15 protein-coding genes are annotated in these 20,256 nt (G+C 70.7%); 8 read left to right on the top strand and 7 right to left on the bottom strand.

Annotated features, from left to right (window positions below; all coding sequences use genetic code 11):
- Window positions 1-121: 121 nt before the first annotated feature.
- Window positions 122-1,849 carry a formate--tetrahydrofolate ligase gene (locus AB7V09_RS05490; RefSeq protein WP_419143168.1) on the top strand — a complete coding sequence of 576 codons (1,728 nt, stop codon included), beginning with the start codon at window positions 122-124 and terminating at the stop codon, window positions 1,847-1,849.
- A gap of 66 nt (window positions 1,850-1,915) precedes the next feature.
- Here AB7V09_RS05490 and AB7V09_RS05485 read toward each other — a convergent pair whose 3' ends face one another.
- From AB7V09_RS05485 to AB7V09_RS05470, 4 genes are all read right to left on the bottom strand, one after another.
- Window positions 1,916-3,310 (bottom strand): ABC transporter substrate-binding protein, encoded by a 1,395-nt coding sequence (locus AB7V09_RS05485; protein ID WP_419143167.1) that lies wholly within the window; start codon window positions 3,308-3,310, stop codon window positions 1,916-1,918.
- An 8-nt stretch (window positions 3,311-3,318) separates the two neighbouring features.
- A complete protein-coding gene (locus tag AB7V09_RS05480; protein ID WP_419143166.1) occupies window positions 3,319-4,272 on the bottom strand; it encodes a carbohydrate ABC transporter permease in 954 nt (317 codons plus the stop codon).
- A gap of 13 nt (window positions 4,273-4,285) precedes the next feature.
- Entirely contained in the window at window positions 4,286-5,197 is a 912-nt protein-coding gene (locus AB7V09_RS05475) for a carbohydrate ABC transporter permease (RefSeq protein WP_075255119.1), read from the bottom strand.
- A 112-nt stretch (window positions 5,198-5,309) separates the two neighbouring features.
- Window positions 5,310-7,490 (bottom strand): alpha-galactosidase, encoded by a 2,181-nt coding sequence (locus AB7V09_RS05470; protein WP_419143165.1) that lies wholly within the window; start codon window positions 7,488-7,490, stop codon window positions 5,310-5,312.
- 190 nt (window positions 7,491-7,680) lie between these two features.
- On the opposite strand from AB7V09_RS05470, the gene AB7V09_RS05465 reads away from it, so the two are divergent.
- Window positions 7,681-8,823 (top strand): ROK family protein, encoded by a 1,143-nt coding sequence (locus AB7V09_RS05465; RefSeq protein ID WP_419143164.1) that lies wholly within the window; start codon window positions 7,681-7,683, stop codon window positions 8,821-8,823.
- A gap of 98 nt (window positions 8,824-8,921) precedes the next feature.
- Window positions 8,922-10,445 (top strand): NAD(P)/FAD-dependent oxidoreductase, encoded by a 1,524-nt coding sequence (locus tag AB7V09_RS05460; RefSeq protein ID WP_419143163.1) that lies wholly within the window; start codon window positions 8,922-8,924, stop codon window positions 10,443-10,445.
- Between the two features lie 4 nt (window positions 10,446-10,449).
- Here the strand turns inward: AB7V09_RS05460 and gcvH are convergent, their stop codons facing one another.
- Genes gcvH through gcvP form a run of 3 tightly spaced genes read right to left on the bottom strand, consistent with a single transcriptional unit; the run spans window position 10,450 to window position 15,099 of the window.
- On the bottom strand, window positions 10,450-10,836 hold the full coding sequence (gene gcvH, locus AB7V09_RS05455; protein ID WP_419143162.1) for a glycine cleavage system protein GcvH: 387 nt from the start codon (window positions 10,834-10,836) through the stop codon (window positions 10,450-10,452).
- Between the two features lie 45 nt (window positions 10,837-10,881).
- Entirely contained in the window at window positions 10,882-12,147 is a 1,266-nt protein-coding gene (locus tag AB7V09_RS05450) for a glycine cleavage system aminomethyltransferase GcvT (protein ID WP_419143161.1), read from the bottom strand.
- A gap of 30 nt (window positions 12,148-12,177) precedes the next feature.
- Window positions 12,178-15,099 (bottom strand): aminomethyl-transferring glycine dehydrogenase, encoded by a 2,922-nt coding sequence (gene gcvP, locus AB7V09_RS05445; protein WP_419143160.1) that lies wholly within the window; start codon window positions 15,097-15,099, stop codon window positions 12,178-12,180.
- 175 nt (window positions 15,100-15,274) lie between these two features.
- Between gcvP and miaB the strand changes: the two genes are divergently transcribed.
- The 5 genes from miaB (at window position 15,275) to AB7V09_RS05420 (ending at window position 20,242) form a co-directional block, all read left to right on the top strand.
- The gene (gene miaB, locus AB7V09_RS05440) at window positions 15,275-16,936 is read left to right on the top strand and encodes a tRNA (N6-isopentenyl adenosine(37)-C2)-methylthiotransferase MiaB (protein ID WP_419143159.1); all 1,662 of its coding nucleotides are present in this window, start codon (window positions 15,275-15,277) and stop codon (window positions 16,934-16,936) included.
- A gap of 85 nt (window positions 16,937-17,021) precedes the next feature.
- Window positions 17,022-17,492: a YbjN domain-containing protein gene (locus AB7V09_RS05435; RefSeq protein WP_004565218.1), complete on the top strand. Its 471-nt coding sequence runs from the start codon at window positions 17,022-17,024 to the stop codon at window positions 17,490-17,492.
- Window positions 17,492-18,280, top strand: a complete 789-nt coding sequence (locus AB7V09_RS05430; protein ID WP_419143158.1) for a YbjN domain-containing protein — start codon at window positions 17,492-17,494, stop codon at window positions 18,278-18,280. The genes AB7V09_RS05435 and AB7V09_RS05430 overlap by 1 nt, the downstream gene beginning before the upstream one ends.
- 5 nt (window positions 18,281-18,285) lie before the next feature.
- Window positions 18,286-19,281: a tRNA (adenosine(37)-N6)-dimethylallyltransferase MiaA gene (gene miaA, locus AB7V09_RS05425; protein ID WP_419143157.1), complete on the top strand. Its 996-nt coding sequence runs from the start codon at window positions 18,286-18,288 to the stop codon at window positions 19,279-19,281.
- Window positions 19,282-19,291: 10 nt separating this feature from the next.
- Window positions 19,292-20,242: a diaminopimelate epimerase gene (locus AB7V09_RS05420; RefSeq protein ID WP_419143156.1), complete on the top strand. Its 951-nt coding sequence runs from the start codon at window positions 19,292-19,294 to the stop codon at window positions 20,240-20,242.
- The last annotated feature ends 14 nt before the right edge of the window (window positions 20,243-20,256 follow it).

The raw sequence follows: 20,256 nt of genomic DNA, 5'->3' as shown, positions 1-20,256 counted from the left end.
TCGAATAAGGCTCGGCGTGCTGAAGGTATGACTCTTTGTCAGGGGCAAGCAATGTTCCACTGATTGGCGGCTCCATGGCGAAAGACAGAAGCCGGGAGCCGGTTCCGACTAGGCTTCATCCATGACCCAGGTGATTGCGGCCGCTGGCGGCTCCGACGCTCCGATCGACCTTCACGCGCTGGCGGCGTCAGCGGGAATCGCCGCCGAGCACGTCATCCCCTATGGCCGTGATGTGGCCAAGATCGACCTGCGGGCGCTGGAATCCAGCCAGCACGTGAGTGGCGGTGGGGCGAGTAGCCCTCACTACGTCGTCGTCACTGCGATCACGCCGACGCCTTTCGGGGAGGGCAAGACCACCACGGCCATCGGGCTGGCCCAGGGGCTCACCCGCTTGGGCCAGCAGGCAGTCCTGACTCTGCGCCAGTCGGCCATGGGCCCCACCTTCGGCATCAAGGGCGGAGCCGGAGGCTCCGGGAGCGCCCGCATCCTGCCGGCAGAGCGGATGAACCTGCACCTGACCGGCGACTTCCACGCCATCACCGCCGCCCACAACCTCCTGTCGGCAATGATCGACAACCACCTGCACCACGGCAATGAGCTCGACATTGACGAGCGCACCATCACCTGGCCCCGGGTGCTGGACGTCAACGACCGCGCCCTGCGCCATATCGTCACCGGCCTGGGGTCCAAGATCGATGGAGTCACCCGGCAGGCCTCCTTCGACATCACCCCGGCCAGTGAGCTCATGGTCATCATGTCGCTGGCCACGGACCTGTCCGACCTGCGCAGGCGCCTGGGGCGCATCGTCATCGGCCGAAGCCGCAGCGGCGAGTGGATCAGCGCGGAGGAGCTCAAGGCGGCCGGGGCCATGTGTGCCGTCCTGCGCGACGCCCTCGAGCCCAACCTCCTGCGCACCGGCGAGGGCACCCCCGTCCTGGTCCACACCGGCCCCTTCGGCAACATTGCCACCGGATGCTCCTCGGTCATCGCCGACCGCGTCGCCGCGGCAGGAGCCCACGACGGCGGCTACATCCTCACCGAGGCCGGCTTCGGATCCGACATGGGCCTGGAGCGCTTCATCGACCTCAAGTGCGCCGTCTCCGGGATGCACCCGAGCGTCGCCGTCGTCGTGGTCACCATCAGGGCGCTCAAGGCCCACAGCGGACGCCACCGCCTCGTCAGCGGCAAGGACCTGCCCGAGGAGATGCTCCAGGAGAACGTCGATGACGTGCGCGACGGCGCCGCCAACCTGCTCAAGCACCTGCAGATCGTGCGGGGCTTCGGCATCACCCCGGTCGTGGCCGTCAACGTCTTCCCCACCGACCACGACGCCGAGATCGAGGAGGTGACGCGTATCGCCCGCGACGCCGGAGCCCGGGTCGCGGTCTGCCACCCCGTCACCAGGGGAGGCGAGGGCTGCCTCGACCTGGCCGGAGCCGTCGTCGATGCCTGCCAGGAGGCGGGAGAGCCGGCCAGCAGCCGACCCGCCTACGAGCTGCAGGACGACCTGTGCACCAAGATCTCCAAGCTCGCCGACCTCTACGGCGCCGACGGCGTGGACTACACCCCCGCCGCGAGCAGGCTGCTGGAGGCCTACGAGCAGGCAGGCTTCGGCCACCTGCCTGTCATCGTTGCCAAGACCCCGCTGTCCCTGTCCGCTGAACCCGGCCGCAAGGGCGTGCCCACCGGGTGGCGCCTGCCGGTGCGAGAGGTGCGCCTGGCCGCGGGGGCCGGCTACGTCTACGCGATCTGCGGCAGCCTGTCGACCATGCCGGGCCTGCCGAGCCGGCCCGCCGCCGAGCGCATCGACGTCGACCTCGACACCGGGCAGATCGTGGGGCTGCGTTGACGATCACGGGCCGGGCCTGGCGATGCGCCGGACCCGGCCCGTGGTTGGTCACGAGCAACTGAGCTGTCAGCTCTTCTTGTGCTTGGACGTCTTGAACAGGAGGTTGACCTGCTCGTTGTACTTCGTCAGCGTTGAGGCCGGCACCCGGTTGGCCCACAGGTCGTCCGTCGCCGGCTTCATGATGGCGCCCACATCCGCCCCGAAGTAGGTCAGTGGGAAGAAGAACGTGGACTTGTCCTCCAGGTGCTGGGTGAAGGGCTTGGTGGGAAGCCCCGTTTCCTCGAAGACCTTGACGGCCTTCTTCGTGGAGGAGGCGATCGCCGGGAAGACGATTCCGTGAGAGGCCACGATGTCCTGCGCCTCAGCGGTTCCCAGGAAGGCCACCCACTTGGAGGCGTTGTCAATATTGGCCGACTGCTTGGAGATCGAGTCGCCCAGCCCGTTGAACAGGGAGACCGACTTGCCGTTGGGGCCCACGGGGTTCGCCGCGATCCCGACCTTGACGTTGAGCTTGGCATAGGTGCCGAACATCCACGACCCGTTGAAGCACATGGCGATCCTGCCGCTGCCGAGCTGGACATCGGTGCTGGTCGTGGAGGAGAAGGCGCCGCGCGGAGGCATGTATCCCTTGTCCACCAGGCCGAAGTACCAGTCCATCGTGTCCTGGAAGACCTTCTCGTCGTAGCGGTAGTGGTCACCCCAGGTTTCCTTGTTCGTGTAGAACCAGTCGCCGGCTGAGCCGGTGAAGGGGCTCCACTGGGTCTGGCCGTCCCCGGTACCGGCGTCCTGGATACCCAGGCCGTAGACGGCCACGCGGTTCTTATCGAAACCGGGCTCATCTCCGCGCACGCCGTTCTTGTCCACGGTCAGGCGGGCGAGGATCTTCTCGAAGGTTCCGCCGTCAGCGGGGTTCCAGGACCAGTCGGCCAGGTCCGCCTCGGACAGGCCCGCCTGGGTGAGCATGTCCCGGTTGTAGAAGACCGCCACGGTGTCCCAGTCCTTGGGGCAGCCGTACTGGTGGCCGTCCTCCCCCTTCCACAGGTCGATGAGGCCCTCCTGGAAGGCGGACTCATCGACGCCCGCCCAGGCGGCCTGCTTCTCCAGCGGGACCAGGACCTCCAGGTCCACGAACTGGGCGAACTTGGAGATGTGGTCGGTGAAGGCGTCTGGACCTGTCCCGGCGATGAAGCCGGCCGTCAGCTTGGTCCAGTAGTCACCCCAGGCGATCTGGGTGATGTTGACCTTGATGCCGGTCTTGGCCTCGAAGGCCTTGGCGCAGGCCTCATAAGCGGGAAGCTGGCTGGCGTCCCACATCCAGTACTCCACAGCGCCGGCTCCCGACTTCCTGGAGCCGCCGGAGCAGGCGGCCAGGGTCAGGGCGGCCGCGCCCGAGGCCAAGCCGCACAGCAGGCTGCGGCGCGACAGTGAGGAGCGAAGAGGGCTGATCGGTTGAGTCGTCATCTGGTGCCTCACTTGATTCCGGTAAAGCCGATGGAGTTGACGATGCGCCGGGCGAAGGCCATGAACAGCAGGAGCATCGGGAGGGCGGCCACGAGCGTGGCGGCCATGAGCCCGGCCCAGTCAGGACCGGTCTGAGGGGCCTGGGAGCGGAAGACGGCCAGAGCCACAGTGAGCACCCGCGAGGAGTCCGTGTAGGAGACCAGCAGGGGCCAGAAGTAGTCATTCCAGGCCGTGATGTAGGTCAGGATCGCCAGCGTCGAGATCGGGGCCTTGGCCATGGGCAGGATGAGGGTGAAGAACACCCGGACCTTGGAGGCGCCGTCGAGCAGGGCGGCCTCCTCCAGCTCGCGCGGGATGTTCATGAAGAACTGCTTGAGGAAGAACACCGCGAAGGGCGTCATGAACATGGTCGGCAGCGCCACCCCCAGGAAGGTGTCGATGAGGTGGAGCTGCTTGACCAGCACGAAGTTGGGCAGGAGCGTGAAGATCGAGGGGACCATGAGGGCGCCCAGGAACACGGCGAAGACCGTGTCGCGTCCCCTCCAGCGCAGGCGGGAGAAGGAGTAGGCGGCCATCGCCGAGAAGAACACCTGCCCCACGGTGACCAGTGTGGAGATGATGACCGAGTTGCGCAGGTAGAGCCAGAAGTTGATGGCTGCGCCGCTGCCGCCGTCGGCCAGCGCCTCCTTAGTGGACTGCATGCCGAAGACACGGGCGAAGCCGCGCAGGTTGATGTCCACCGGCAGCAGGCTGGTGGGGTGGGCGGTGATGCCCGCGTTGGAGGACAGTGCCGTACGCAGGACCCAGTAGAAGGGCAGGAGCGTGAACAGCATGATGAGGATCATCGCCGCCCAGGCCAGGGCCTTGCCGACGGTGAACCGGCGCCCCGGGGCCTGGGAGGACGCCGCAGCGGGCGCCTTGGGGGACGGCGCGGAGGAGACGGATGCGGTTGTCGTGGTCATGGGTGGTCCTCCTTCAGTCCAGGTCCGTCTCGCCGGCACGGGTCATGCGGTACTGCAGGATCGTGATCGCCGCCAGGACGAGGAGCAGCCCCACCGCCATGGCTGAGGCGTATCCGAACTGGAAGCGTCCGAAGGCCATGTCGTAGATGTAGTACTGCAGCACGCGGGTGGCGTTGACGGGGCCGCCCTGGGTGGCCACCGAGACGGTGTCGAAGACCTGGAAGGAACCGATCATCGTCATGATGAGCACCAGCGCCAGGATGGGACGCAACAGCGGGACGGTGATCCGCCAGAACATCCGCCACTCGCTGGCGCCGTCCATCTTGCCCGCCTCATAGACCGTGTTCGGGATCGACTGCAGACCCGCGAAGATGAGCAGGGCCGTGTAGCCCACGTGCCGCCACACGTTGATGATGGCGATGGTGGGGATGGCCATCGACGAGGAGAAGAAGTCGACGGCTGAGCCCGTCAGGGACTCCAGGAGCTGGTTGGTGATGCCCAGCGTGTTGTCCAGGATCCACAGCCACAGCATGGCGGCGACCACGTTGGAGACCAGGTAGGGCGTCAGCACGATGGAGCGCACGAAGGTGGACTGGGTCAGGCGCTGCATGAGGACGGCAATGAGGAGCGCCAGGATCGTCTGCAGACCGATGTTGATGACCACGTACTCCACGGTGACGACGACGGCGTTCCAGAAGGTGTCGTCCTGGACCATGCGCTTGTAGTTGTCCAGGCCGGTGAACTCCTCGGGGGTCAGGAGGTTGTACTCGGTGAAGGACAGCCAGATGCCTCGGATGAGGGGCCAGATGTAGAAGGCGACGAGGCCGATCGTCGCCGGGAGGATGAAGGCGAGGCCGAGCTTGAGGTCGGAGCGTGGCTTGCGTTGCCGACGCGATGGTCGTGCGACCGGGGTCGAGGTTGACATCGGGTCTCCAAATCGACGGTGATGAGGGAAAACGGGTCGAAGACGGACGGGCGGGGTAGGGGCGGGTAGAAGAAGAGAGGACGGATCAGCGACTCGGAGGGGCGCCGAGTCCTCAGTCGACGGCGCTCACACGCAGCAGGACGAGGTGGTCGGGATGCAGCACCGGCAGTGCCAGACCCGTGGTGGTCAGGTAGGAGCCCGGCAGAGTGACGCCCTGGGCCATCCAGCCCGCCGCGAGGCTCAGCTCGGGGTAGACCGGCGTTGCCAGGCGCACGTGGTAGCGGCGTGAGGGGTCCAGGCCGGGCAGAGGGCGCGGCGCCGTGGGCCAGGCCAGGAGCTGGCCCAGCGAGGCGATCTCGAACAGGGCGTCGGAGCCGTCAGGGGCGACGACCCCCTCGATGCGCAGCACGTCGTCGTCGGGCAGGTCCGCGTGGACCGTCACCCCCGAGTGCAGCAGGCCGCGCAGCTCCTTGTGCAGCGCGATGATGGAGGCCAGGCGCTCGCGGGTGGCGTCGTCGGCCTCGGTGAGGTCCCACTCCACACCCATATGGCCCCACAGGGCGGTACCGGCCCGGAAGTCGAGATCGAGGTCGCGCAAGGTGGTGTGGGCCCGTCCCGAGCCGACGTGGGTGCCCACCAACTCGGGAGGAAGCAGCAGCGTGGTGCCGCGCTGGATGTTCTGGCGGTCGTGAGCGTCGATGCAGTCCGAGGCCCACACCCGCTGAGTGCGCTCCATGATCCCCAGGTCGATGCGGCCGCCGCCGCCGGCGCAGGACTCGATCTCCAGGGAGGGGAAGCGCTCATGGAGCGCATCCAGGAGACGGTAGACGGCCAGGGTCTGGTCGTGGACGGCGGCCGCCCCCGGGCGCCCCGCGGTGGGGTCGGAGACCTCATGCCCCGTGGCCAGCAGAGGGGAGTTGTGGTCCCACTTGAGGTAGGCGATGTCCAGGCGCTCCACGAGGGTGGAGATGGTATCGAACAAGTAGTCCCAGGCTCCGGGAGCGGACAGGTCCAGGACTCGCTGGTGGCGGTGCTCGGGCGCTCCGCCGGCGCCGTCGGACAGGATCCACTCCGGGTGGGCGCGGGCCACGTCGGAGTCGACGTTGACCATCTCCGGCTCGAACCACAGGCCGAACTCCATGCCCAGGGTGTGGACGTGCTCCACGAGCGGCTCCAGGCCGTTCGGCCAGGCCTCCGGGGAGACCTGCCAGTCGCCCAGTCCCGAGGTGTCGTCGCGGCGGGATCCGAACCAGCCGTCGTCCAGGACGTAGCGCTCGATACCGACCTGGGCGGCGGCGTCGGCCAGGGCCTTGAGCTTGTCCAGGTCATGGTCGAAGTAGACGGCCTCCCAGGTGTTGAGCAGCACCGGGCGGGGACGGGTGGGGTGGGAGGGGCGCGAGCGCAGCCAGGCGTGGCTGCGCTGGGCCAGGGCGTCCAGGCCCTCGCCCCAGGAGAAGACCGTCCACGGAGAGGTGTAGGTCTGCCCCGGGGCCAGCGAGACCTCGCCCGGCAGGAGCAGCTCTCCGGCTCCCAGGAGCTTGCGGCCCGAGGCCGGGTTCATCGCCAGGTGACGGACGTTGCCGGACCATGCCGCGTGAACGCCATGGACGCGCCCGCTGCGCCATCCGAAGCCGGTGGGGCCGGCTGTCAGCCAGGTGACGGCGTCGTGCCCCGGGCGTCCCTCCCAGGACTCGCGCAGGCGGGTACCCGGGGTGAAGGGGGTGCGCACGAGCCGGCGCTCCTGGACGTGGTGTCCGGTGGTGTCCAGCAGCTCGTCGGCGCTGTCGGGCAGCGGCAGTACCGGCGTGAGCTCGCCGACGACGAGGTCGGCCCCCTGCTCGCCGTCGGACTCGGGGCGGTCATTGCGGACCCAGGCGCGCAGACGTACCAGGCCGCAGGCCTCCAGGCGCAGCTCAGTGCCCAGGGTCAGCTCGTGGGCGGTGTCGGTTCCGCTGGAACGCACAACGAGGACGGTTCCGGCCGGGGTGTCCTCGGAGCCCTCCTCGTGGGTGAAGGCGGTGGGATGGGGTGAGAAGGCCGAGCCGTCGGTGCGTGAGAGCGCCACGGCGGGGCGCGCGTTCCAGCCCAGGTGGGCCAGGGGCAGGATCGGCAGGTCGTTGGTGATCCAGGCGGTGTTGGTGCCCAAGGACGTCTTGGCGGCCAGGGCCGCGTCGGACAGGTCGTCACCGCTGACGCCACCCAGGTCAGGGCCCCAGTGGCGCACCACCGGGAAACGGTCGTCGGGCAGGTCGAGGACCACGGAGGTGTCGGCGCATCGCAGATGGAGGGTCATCATCGTCCTTCCGGGGGAGGGGGAGGAACCAGGAGTGATTCCTTGTAAGATGAAAATAATTGACGATGCTAGATTTTGCAAGGGTTTGCTCTACAGTGTCGGTACGACGTGGACGGCGGTGAACGTCGTCCCAGGTCACAGGCCGTGCGGTCCCAGTGGCAACTGACGACGATGGGAGTGGGAGTCGACGATGGGCGGTGGACGCAGCCTCGGCGCCAGGGCGCTGCTCGCCCTGATCTCCGCCGGCCCCATGAGTCGCGGCGACCTCGCCGAGCGCCTGGGGCTGTCCGCGGCGACGACGACCCGTACGGTGCGCCCCCTCATCGAGGCGGGACTCATCGAGGAGCAGCCCCCGGTGGAGGTGGCCGGGCCGGGGCGACCCACCCGCCTGCTGGCCGTCGTCCCGAGCAGTGCCACCGTTGCAGGCATCAAGCTCACAGATGACCGCCTCTACGCCGTCCTGACCGATCCGCTGGGCGAGGTCCTCATCAGTGACTCTCGGCCGTTGACCGACACCGATGCCGGCTCCGTGACCGCCCTCATCGTCTCGGTGGTGGTGCAGCTGGCCGAGCGCAGCGGGCGACGGCCCGATGCCATCGGAATCTCCCTGGGGGCGGCCGTCGTCGGGAGACGGACTGTGGTGGTGGCCAGCTTCCTGGGATGGCGCAACGTACCTCTGGCCGCCATGGTCACCGAGGCCACCGGGCTGCCCTGCGTCGCGGCCAACGACGTGCGCGCCTTCGCCTACGCCGAGGCGTGGTTCGGGGCCGGCCGCGGGAAGGACCCCTTCGCGATGGTCACCTTGGGGGCTGGAATCGGCTGCGGGGTCGTGGTGGCCGGTGAGGTCGTCTCCGGTGCGCAGGGGGCGGCCGGCAGTGTCGGGCACCTGCCGGTGGATCCCTCGGGGCCCAGCTGCGAGATCGGGCACCCCGGGTGCGCTCGGGCCCTCGCCTCGACCCCCGGGATCCTGCGGGCGGCCGCCGAGCACCTGGAGTGTGAGGCCGGCGAGCTGAGTCTCGATCTGCTCCTGAGTCCCGACATGCGTCGCCACAATGGCGTCGACGACGTCCTACGGCGTGCGGTGCTGGCGATCGGAAGGGTCGTGGGGACTCTCATCGCCTACGTCGATCCCGAGCTCGTCGTCGTCTCCGGGGAGGGGGTCGCCGTGGTGGAGACCTACCGCGAGGTCTTTGATGAGGAGGTGGGCGGTCTGCGGCACTGGGCCGCCGCGCCCGTGCCCGTCCTGCTGCGTCCCTTCGAGTTCGACGAGTGGGCGCGAGGGGCGGCCGCTCTGGCCCTGGATCAGTGGACGGTGGTCGCAGGAAGCCGGTGAAGGCGGCTCTTGGCCGGGCACGGCACTGTGACAGGAACCATGTCTAGGAAATAGGTCCTAGCGTGATCTTGTACTAAGGGTGCCCTTAGATTGTGCCCATGAGTCGTCGCACCACCATTGCCCTGTCGACCGCCGGCCTCCTGGCCGCCGGAGCCGCCCTCGCACTGGCCGTACGTCCGGCCCGCCATGACGTCCCCGACGTCGCCGCCGGCACGGGCAGCCGCCGTCCGCCCCGCGTCGTCATCGCCGGTGGCGGCTACGTCGGCTTCTGCGTCGCCCGGGCCCTGCGCGCCCAGCTCAACCTCGACCAGGTCGAGATCGCCATCATCGACTCGCGCGCCTACATGACCTACCAGCCCTTCCTGCCGGAGGTCGCGGCCGGCTCCATCCAGCCACGCCACGTCGTCGCGCCCCACCGCCGTAACCTCGACGGCGTCACCATCATCACCGGCGCCGTCACCGCCATCGACCACGCGGGCCGCACCGTCACCGTGCGTCCCCCGACCCCCCAGTCCACGCACGAGCCGGTCGAGCCCTACACCCTGACCTACGACCACCTCGTCATCGCCCTGGGCGCCGAGGCCCGCACCCTGCCGATTCCCGGTCTTGCGGAGCAGGCCATGGGCTTCAAGCAGGTCGAGGAGGCCACCGCCCTGCGCAACCGGGTCCTCACCCGCATCGAGGACGCCGCCTCCACCTGGGACACCGAGCGCCGCAGGCGCCTGCTCACCTTCGTCTTCGTCGGAGGAGGCTTCGCGGGCGTCGAGGCCATCGCCGAGCTCGAGGACATGGCGCGCGCGACCGTGCGCACCATCCCTTCCATCGAGCAGCGCGACGTCCGCTTCGTCCTCGTCGAGGGCTCGCGCCGCATCCTACCCGAGCTCACCGAGGAGCTCTCCGGCTACGGGCTGCAGCAGCTGCGCGAGCGTGGCATCGACGTGCGGCTCAACACCTTCCTCAACTCCTGCGTCGACGGCCACGTCGTTCTGTCCGACGGCACCGAGTTCGACGCCGACACCATCGTGTGGACCGCCGGCGTCAAGGCCGCCCCGGTGCTGCAGACCGCCTCCGACCTGCCCATCGACGCCCGCGGCCGTGTCGCCGCGCTGCCCACCCTCCAGGTGGCGCGCGACGGCGTGCCGGTCGAGGGAGCCTGGGCCGCCGGAGACTGCGCCGCCGTCCCGGACCTGACCTCCGAGGACCCCGAGGCCACCTGCGCCCCCACCGCCCAGCACGCGGTGCGTCAGGCCAAGCTGCTGGCCGACAACCTCGTGGCCGTCCTCGCCGCCGGGGACGAGAACGGTGTGCCTCTGAAGTCCTACGCGCACGCGAACCTGGGCACCGTGGCCTCCCTGGGCATCGGCAAGGGCGTCGCCCGCATCATGGGTCGGGACCTGCGCGGCTTCACCGCCTGGACCGCTCACCGCGGCTATCACGTCTACGCGATGCCGACCCTCAACCGGAAGGTGCGCATCATGATGGACTGGCTGGCCGCCGTCGTCTTCCGTCGCGACCTGGCCTCCTTCGGCTCCATCGCCGAGCCCGGCGCGGCCTTCGCCACGGCGGCCCGGCACGACGCCGACCTCGCCGCCCGCCGCAAGGCCGCCGACAGCGGGTCCTGAGTGCTCAGCCGTCGACGATGGCGTCGAACTTGTCTGCGTAGTCCTGGGCGCTGAGCAGATCTCCCTCAGCGCTGACCGTCACCGTGAACAGCCAGCCGGCACCGTAGGGGTCCTCGTTGATGGTGCCCGGCTCGTCGACGACCGCATCGTTGACGGCGACGACGGTGCCGCTCACGGGCGAGACGAGGTCCGAGACGGACTTGGTCGACTCGAGCTCGCCGCAGGGCTCGCCCGCCTCGACCTGGGCGCCGACCTCGGGCAGGTCGACGAAGACGACCTCACCGAGGGCGTCGGCGGCGACGGTGGTGATGCCCACGCGTGCGGGCTCACCGTCCTCCAGCCACTCGTGGTCGATGCTGTAGCGCAGGTGAGCGCGCACGCTCTGAGCCATGATGGGGTCCTTCCTGTCAGGTGGTGGTGGGTGGTGCGGGACGCCTTATCGGGTCCGCTTGTAGAAGGGGGAGTCGACGACCGTGACCTCCAGCGGCCTGCCGCGCACGTCGGCGACGAGCGCCGTGCCCACGGGCCAGGCGGGGGCGTCCTCACTCCAGGGACGCAGGAGCGCCAGGGCCACGGGGTGACCCAGGGTGGGTGACAGCAGGCCGGAGGTCACGGTACCGAGCACCTCGCCGTCGTCGCCCAGTACCGGCGCACCGGCCCGGGCCGCACGCCGACCCTCAGCGGTCAGGGGAACCAGCACCGAGGTTCCCTCGGCGCCCTCCTGCTCGGCCCGGGCGGCCAGGGCGTCGCGTCCGATGAAGTCGCCCTTGTTGAGCCGCACCACCGCGCCCAGGCCGGCGTCGTAGGGCGTCATCCCCTCGTGGAGCTCGTGCCCGTACAAGGGCATCCCGGCCTCCAGTCGCAGGGAGTCGCGCGCCGCCAGTCCGCAGGGGGACAGCGCCGGCACCTGCTCGCCGTCGATGACGGTGGGCTCCAGGGCCGCCGCGGCACTGGTGATGACCGTCCACAGGTCCACGGCGTCCTCGGCGCCGCAGAACAGCTCGAAGCCGTCCTCACCCGTGTAGCCGGTACGGGCCAGCAGCACCGAGTGCCCCGCCGCCGTCGCCCTGACGGCCGCGTAGAAGCGCAGGTGCTCCAAGAGCGTGGGACCGCACAGCACGTCCGGTCCGCAGTCTTCCTGCTCCGAGCCCTCAAGGGGCCTGAGGGCGCCGGGCATGGCGGCACCGGACTCGACGACGCCGACGAGCACCTCCTGCGCCCGCGGCCCCTGGACGGCGATGAGGCAGGTGCGCAGAGAGATGTCCTCGACCGTGCAGTCGAAGCCCGCGCAACGGTCGACCAGCTCGGCGGCGACGCGCTCGCGGTTGCCGGCGTTGGGCACCACGAGGTACTCGTCGTCGCCCACGTGGTAGACGATGAGGTCGTCGATGACCCCGCCGGAGGGTGAGACGATCATTGTGTAGCGGGCGCGCCCCACCGCCACGGCCGACAGGGCCCCCACGAGCGCGTGGTCCAGGGCGGCGCCCGCCTCGGGGCCGGCGACCTTGACCTCACCCATGTGGGACAGGTCGAAGATCCCCGCGCTGCGGCGCACCGCGTGGTGCTCGGCCAGGTCAGAGGTGTAGCGCAACGGCATCTGCCAGCCGCCGAAGTCGGTGAAGGACGCGCCCAGGGCCGTGTGCACGCGGTGCAGGGGCGTGGTGCGCAGGACGGCTGCGCTGGTCTGGGTGTGCTCGCTCATCGCTGTCTCCTCGTCAGACGTGGTCTCGGCTCAGGCCTCGTGCGCCTCGAAGGCATCGGGTGGCGGGCAGGTGCACATTAGGTGGCGGTCGCCCCACGCGTTGTCCACCCGCGAGACCGGGGGGAAGTACTTGTCCGTCTCCATGCCCGCCAGTGGGAAGGCCGCGGTGGCGCGCGAGTAGGGCCGCTGCCAGGGCTCGGCCGTGACGGCCGCCAGCGTGTGCGGCGAGCGGCGCAGCACCGAGTCCTCCAGCGCCACGGCCCCCGAGGCGACCTCGTCGATCTCGGCACGGATCGAGCGCATGGCCGCGATGAAGCGGTCCAGCTCGGCCAGGGGCTCGGACTCGGTGGGCTCGACCATGAGCGTGCCGGCCACGGGGAAGGAGAGGGTCGGCGCGTGGAACCCGTAGTCGATGAGCCTCTTGGCCACGTCCTCGGCGGTCACGCCGGTGGCGGCGGTGAGCGCACGCAGGTCGAGGACGCACTCGTGCGCCACGTGCCCGCGATGGGTGTACAGGGTGGGGAAGACGTCGGCGAGCGCCTGCGAGAGGTAGCTCGCGTGGGCCAGCGCCGTGAGGGTGACCCGGCGCAGATCGGCGTCGGTGAGCGTGGCCAGGTACGTCCAGGCCAGCGGCATGACCCCCGCCGAGCCGAAGCGGGCCCCCATGACGGCTGCCCCGCCGAAGCCCCGGTCGTGGTCCTCGTCCGTCGGGAGGGCCGATCCGGCGGGGCCGGCCGGAAGGTACGGGGCCAGGTGCTCCTTGACGACGACGGGCCCCACGCCCGGACCGCCGCCGCCGTGAGGGATGGCGAAGGTCTTGTGCAGGTTGAGGTGGGACACATCGCCACCGAGGTCACCCGGGCGCAGCAGCCCCGTGAGGGCGTTGAGGTTGGCGCCGTCGATGTAGACCTGGCCGCCGGCGTCGTGGACGAGGGCGGTGACCTCAGTGACCTGCGGCTCGAAGACGCCGTGGGTGGACGGGTACGTGAGCATGATGGCCGCGATGCGCTGACCGTGCTCGGCCAGGAGCTCGCGCAGGTGGTCGACGTCGATGGAGCCGTCCTCGGCGGTGGCGACCACCGTGACGCTGAAGCCGGCGCCGGCGGCCGAGGCGGCGTTCGTGCCGTGGGCGCTGGCGGGTACCAGGACGAGGTCGCGTTGCTGCTGCCCGGTGGCCCGGAGGTAGCCGCGCACCGCCAGCAGGCCGGCGAGCTCGCCCTGGGCGCCGGAGGCCGGCTGCAGGCTGCACCGGTCGTAGCCGGTCAGCCGCGCCAGCCGGTCGGCGAGACCGTCCAGCAGCAGGCGCCAGCCGCGTGTCTGGGTCGCGGGGGCGTAGGGGTGGATGCCGGCGAGCCCGGGGCTGAGCCATACGGCCGACTGCGCGGCCGCGTTGAGCTTGAGGGTGCACGAGCCCAGCGGGATCATCGTCCGGTCCAGGGCGAGGTCGCGGTCCGCCAGCCGCCGGATGTAGCGCACGAGGGCGGTCTCGCTGCGGTGGCGGTGGAAGCTCGGGTGGGTCAGGAAGGTGCTCGTGCGCGCCAGCGAGGTGGGCAGGGGGAACCGGGATGCGCCGTTGGTGCCCGGGGCGGGATCCTGCGCGGCGCGGGGAAGGGAGTCGGCGAGCGCCCGCAGGACCGTGGTGACGTCGTCATCGGTGGTGGTCTCGTTGACGCTCACACCCACGTGGTCGGCATCGAGCAGGCGCAGGTTGTAGCCCAGCGCCTCAGCGCGCTCGATGGCCCGGCGGGCGGCGCCGGGCAGGCGCACGCTCACCGTGTCGAAGAACTCCTCGTGCTCGAGGGCGAGCCCGAGCGCGCAGGCGCCGACGGCCAGGTGCTCGGCCCGGCGGTGCACGTGCTCGGCGATGGACACCAGGCCCTCGGGACCGTGGTGGACCGCGTAGAAGGCCGCGACGACCGCCAGCAGGGCCTGCGCGGTGCAGATATTCGAGGTGGCCTTCTCTCGGCGGATGTGCTGCTCGCGGGTCTGCAGGGCCAGACGGTAGGCCTCGCGGCCCTCGGTGTCCCGGGAGACGCCGACGACGCGTCCCGGCAGCTGGCGCCGCAGCGCCTCGGTGACGGACATGAAGCCCGGGTGGGGGCCTCCGAAGAACAGGGGCACCCCCAGGCGCTGCGCGGTACCGACGGCGATGTCCGCGCCGACGGCGCCCGGCTCGGTCAGCAGCGTCAGGGCCAGCGGGTCGGCATCGACTGCCACCAGGCCGCCGCGGGCATGGACGGCCGCGACGGCACCGGCGAGGTCCTGGACGAGTCCGCGGCTGGTGGTGTGGGCGAGGACCGCCCCGGTCAGGGGAGCGCCGTCGTCGGTGATCGTGGAGAGGCAGACGACCTCGACGTCGATGCCCAGGGCCTCGGCCCGGGCCGAGGCCACCTCGATGAGCTGGGGGTGCAGGCCGGAGTCGAGGAGCACGGGAGCGCCGGGGCCGCGGTGCGCGCGCGTCATGAGCAGGACGGCCTCGGCCACGGCCGTGGCCTCGTCCAACAGGGAGGTGCAGGCCACCGGCAGGCCGGTGAGATCGGCCACGACGGTCTGGAACAGCAGCTGGGCCTCCAGGCGCCCCTGGCTGATCTCCGCCTGGTAGGGGGTGTAGGCGGTGGTCCAAGCGGGATTGGACAGGACGTCGCGCACGATGACGGCGGGGGTGACGGTGGGGTGGTAACCGCGCCCGATCATCTCGGTGTGCGGGTCGTTGAGGGCGGCCAGGGACCTGAGCGCGCCGACGGCCTCGTTCTCGCTCAGCCCGCCGACGACGGCATCGGGTCGCTCGGGCTGCTGCGGGAGGTCGAGGACGGGAAGGGTGGCGGGGACCACCCGGACGGCCAGGTCCTCCAGGCTCCGTGCACCGATGCGGGTCAGGACCGTGTCCAGGTCCGCTCCCGTCGTGCCCAGGTGCCGGTCCAGGAAGCGCGTGGGTGTGTGGGGCGCCGTCATGACCCTCCCTCTCGTCGTGTGGCGCGTCACATCCTAGTGAAGGAGCCCGCATCCGCGCAGCAGAATGGAAGCGGCGCGCCGTGAGGCCCAGGTCGAGGACCATCGGCCGTGCATCTGGTCACGACGCTGCGCCAGGGCTGGGGCGGGGCCCCGCCGCCACCTACACTGCTCGGCGATGACCACGCTGACCACCTCCGCCCCCGTTCTTGACGCCCGAGGCGGCCTGCCGCGCACCTACCACGTGCGCACGCTCGGCTGCCAGATGAACGTCCACGACTCCGAGCACATGGCGGGACTGCTGGAGAGAGCCGGCTACCTGCGCGTCGAGGACGTGCCCGAGGCCGCCGCCCGCGCCACCGACGCCGGTGACGGCGGGGCCGACGTCGTCATCATCAACACCTGCTCCGTGCGTGAGAACGCCGCCACCCGGCTCTTCGGCAACCTGGGCCAGCTCGCCGCCGTCAAGCGCGAGCGCCCCGGCATGCAGATCGCCGTGGCCGGGTGCCTGGCCCAGCAGATGGGGGAGGGGATCGTCGAGCGGGCCCCCTGGGTCGACGTCGTCTTCGGCACCCACAACCTCGACGTCCTGCCCGCCCTGCTCGAGCGCGCCCGGCACAACTCCGCGGCCGCCGTCGAGCTCGAGGAGTCCCTCAAGGTCTTCCCCTCCACGCTGCCCACCCGTCGCGAGTCCTCCTACGCCGCCTGGGTCTCCATCGCCGTGGGCTGCAACAACACCTGCACCTTCTGCATCGTGCCCTCCTTGCGCGGCAAGCAGCGCGACCGGCGCCCCGGCGACGTCCTGGCCGAGGTCGAGGCCGTCGCCGCGCAGGGCGCCATCGAGGTGACCCTCCTGGGGCAGAACGTCAACTCCTACGGGGTCGGCTTCGGGGACCGTGGCGCCTTCGCCAAGCTGCTGCGGGCGACCGGCTCAGTCGAGGGCATCGAGCGCGTGCGCTTCACCAGCCCCCACCCCGCCGCCTTCACTGACGACGTCATCGAGGCCATGGCCGCCACCGAGGCCGTCATGCCCAGCCTGCACATGCCCCTGCAGTCCGGCTCGGACCGGGTGCTGCGGGCCATGCGCCGCTCCTACCGCACCCAGCGCTTCCTGGGCATCCTGGACAAGGTCCGCGCCGTCATGCCCGAGGCCGCCATCACCACCGACATCATCGTCGGCTTCCCCGGCGAGACCGAGGAGGACTTCCAGGCCACCCTCGACGTCGTCGAGCAGGCCCGCTTCGCCTCGGCCTACACCTTCGAGTACTCCCCGCGCCCGGGCACCCCCGCCGCCGACCGCGACGACCAGGTCCCCACCGAGGTCGTCAAGGACCGCTACCGCCGGCTCGACGCGCTCGTGCGCCGCATCGCCCACGAGGAGAACGAGCGCCAGGAGGGGCGCGTCGTGGAGGTGCTCGTCGCCGAGGGCGAAGGGCGCCGGGATGCGGTCACCGCCCGCATCTCCGGGCGCGCCGCCGACAACCGCCTCGTCCACGTCGCCCTGCCCGAGGGTCTGACCGAGGACGACTACGCCGGCGGGGCCCCGCGCCCCGGCGACATGGTCACCGTGCGCGTCACCCACGGCGCCCCCCACAACCTCATCGCCGACTCCGCCCGCTGCGGGCGCGAGCTGGACCCGCGCGCCGCGGCCGCCAACGAGGCCCTCAAGCCCGGTGACCGCCTCTGGCTCGACGACGGCCCCGCCCTGTTCCAGGTGCGGCGCACCCGCGCCGGGGACGCCTGGGAGCGCCGTCAGGCCGAGGCCTGCGCCACTCCCGAGCCCGACACCGCCCCGGTGAGCCTGGGTCTGCCCACCCTGCGCGTGGGCGCACCGGCCTGAGGCGGACCACGGCTGATTGCGCTGACGGTGGAGCGGGCCGGGCTGCGCTGGGGAGCAGCCCGTAGGCCCCGCTAGGCTGGGAAGCATGCCCAGCTTCGACGCCAGCTCTGCTGCCGCCGCCACGGTCCCCAGGCCCGTGGACGTCGACCGTATCCACGAGTGCGTCAAACGACTGGGACTGCGCTACTTCATCGACGACGAGGGTGACATCGGCATCCCCTGGCGCTACGTCACCGTCCACGCCATCTTCCAGGACACCAGGGCCGTCCAGATGCGCGGAATCTGGCACCGCATCGCCGACACCGAGCACCTGACCCAGCTGCGTGCCCTGGTCGAGGACTGGAACACCACCCGCATCGGCCCCAAGGCCTACCTCACCGTCGCCGACGGCGGAGTCGTGCGTCTTCACGGCGAGTACACCTACCCCCTCGAGGCGGGAATGACGGACCGACAGCTCGAGGACTTCGTCTTCGGCGGCTGCCGGCTCATCGTCGCCCTCATGCACGAGGCCGAGGAGCAGTTCCCCGACGAGCTGCGCGGAAGCCTGGAGCCGTGATGCCCAGACTGCAACGCCTCACCGACTTCATCGCACGCCTCCTGGGCAAGGAGTGGGATGTACGGGCGCTGGACCACCGGCGCAGCAGCGGGCCGGTCGACTCCCAGAGCCGATCCGACGAGCCCCCGACCATCTCGCCGTACGTCACAGGTCCCGCGGAACCCGCAGCCTCAGGGGAATCAGCCGACTCAACCACTCCGACCGACTCCAGCGGTCCATCGGAGCCGGCCAGGACAACCGCCTCGGCGCAGACCCTGGACGCCTCACGCAGCTGGTCGAGCACATCAGGCCGGTCGGAGGAGGAGCCGGCAGCGGGAGGACAGGGCGCCGACCGCTCGTCGGACCTGGATTCGACCGATGAGGAGCCCCAGGGGCTGACACTGGCCCGGATCGAGTCCATGCTCACCGGCCCCATGGAGTACAACGTCCAGCTGACCGAGGACCGCGAGCACCCCTGCCTCCTGGGAACCTGGGACTCCTTCCCCTTCGTCATCGAGATCCCTGAGGGACACGACGGCTGGCTCCTGGTCTCCGGGGACTGGGAGGAGGCCGCCCCCGCCTCCCAGAGGGATGAGATCGCCGCCAGCGTCAACGACTGGAACCGGGACAAGTTCTTCCCCACCGTCGGCGTCATCGACACCCCCATCGGCCCGCTGGTGCGCGCCACCTACCTCACCGATCTGTCCGCCGGGGTCACCGACGCCCAGCTGCGCCTCCACCTGGACACGGCGCTGTCCGCCTGCACCCAGGCGCTCAGCCTCGTGGGGCCTCTCCTGCCGGAGATCTGAGCCCCATGAGCCCCAAGGCGGCCAGCGCCCCCTGCCTGCCCAGACTCGTCGTGGTGGGCCCCACCGCTACCGGCAAGTCGGCCCTGGCTCTCGACCTCGCCGAACGGATACAAGCCGACGAACCGGAAACCCGCGCCGAGATCATCAACGCCGACGCCTCCCTGCTCTACCGCGGCATGGACATCGGCACCGCCAAACCCAGCCCCGCCGAGAGGGCCCGCGTCCCCCACCACCAGATCGACGTCCTCACCGTCAGGGACCGGGCATCCGTGGCGGCCTTCCAGCGCAGCGCCCGCGGAGACATCGATGCCGTCGAGTCACGGGGCCACCTGCCGATCATCGCTGGAGGCTCCGGCCTGTACGTGCGGGCCCTGACCGACGACCTCGACTTCCCCGGCACCGACCCGGCCGTGCGCAGCCGCCTGAGTGAGCGCGCCGAGCGGGAGGGGACCGCTGCCCTTCGCGCCGAACTGGCCCGCCTCGACCCGGTCGCCGCCGAGCGCGTGGAGGCCTCCAACACCCGCAGGATCGTGCGGGCCCTGGAGGTCATCGAGATCACCGGCCGTCCCTTCTCCGCCTCCCTGCCCCGCTACGAGGACATCGCCCCCACCGTCCACATCGCCCTGCGCTGCGAGCGTCGGCTCCTGGATAAGCGCATCAACGAGCGGGCCCGCGCCATGTTCGACGGCGGCCTGATCGAGGAGGTGGAGGCCCTCATCGACCAGGGCCTGCGGGAGGGGGAGACCGCCCCGCGCGCCATCGGCTACGCCCAGGCGCTCGCGGTCATCGACGGGACCATGAGTGTGCCCGAGGCGGTTGAGGCCACTGCCCTGGCCACCCGCCAGCTCGCCTCCCGCCAGATCAAGTGGTTCCGGCGTGACCCACGGCTGCACTGGATCGACGTCGCCCTCACCGAGACCGGGCAGTGCACCGACTCCGAGCGCTCCCGGCTCACCCGGCAGGCATGGGAGCTCGTCTGCGCGGGTCGCGGCGTCGCTTAGGCTAGGGACCATGCCGCACTCGACAGGTCTTCGCGGTCGCGAGCTCATCAAGGGCCACGCGACCCTCAACGACTTCCTCATGCTGGTCGACCCCGGCTGCGAGGTCGCCATCAGCGGCGCCGACATCGCAGCGGTCTGCGACCGCCACCGCGGCATCGGCGCCGACGGCTTCGTGCGCGTCGTGCGGACCACCGCCCTCCCCGGCGGCGGAGCCTTCGCCGCCTCCGTGCCCGAGGCCGAGTGGTTCATGGACTACTACCGCGCCGACGGAACCGTGGCCGAGATGAGCGGCAACGCCGCACGCCTGTTCGCCCACGTCCTGGACCGTGAGGGGCTGTGCCCCATCGCCGACGGCGAGTCGGTCACCATCGGCACGCGCGGCGGGGCCCGCACCATCACCCGCCTGGGCGAGCTGTGGACCGTGGACATGGGGCCGGCCCGCCTGGCCAGCCCCGAGGAGGCCGAGGACGAGGGCTGGGACACGGCCGTCGTCGTCCCCGGCCTGGACGGGGTGCGGGCCGCCCTGAGCGTGGAGATCGCCGGCCCCCACACCGTCGTCGCCCTGGGGGAGGAGGGCGAGCTCGAGGCTGCCGCCTTCGCAGGGCTCACCGACTCCGCGGACCCGGTCGCCTACGACCCCGCCCCCGAGGCCGGCACCAACCTCGAGCTCGTCGTGCCGCTGGGGGAGGAGACCGACCCCGACACCCACTCACCGGTGGGTATCGCCCGTATGCGTGTCCTGGAGCGCGGCGTGGGGGAGTCCCTCTCCTACGGAGCGGGGTGCTGCGCCGTCGCCGTCGCCCTGCACGCCTGGAGCGGTCCGGGCGCTCCCGAGGACTACCGACTGCTCGTTCCCGGCGGAGAGATCGGGGTCCACGTGGGCGCCGACCCCCTGGGCGAGGACAGCAGCCTGCTGCTGACCGGCCCGGCCACGATCACCGGGCGGATCACCGTCGCCTGAGGCCCCTCAGCCCC

Source organism: Actinomyces sp. SKVG-SVH-4(1) (assembly GCF_048514265.1).
GTDB classification, from domain to species: Bacteria; Actinomycetota; Actinomycetes; order Actinomycetales; family Actinomycetaceae; genus Actinomyces; species Actinomyces oris.
The sequence above is the reverse complement of the archived record's forward strand: the minus strand, read 5'-3'. Positions and strand labels throughout refer to the sequence as shown.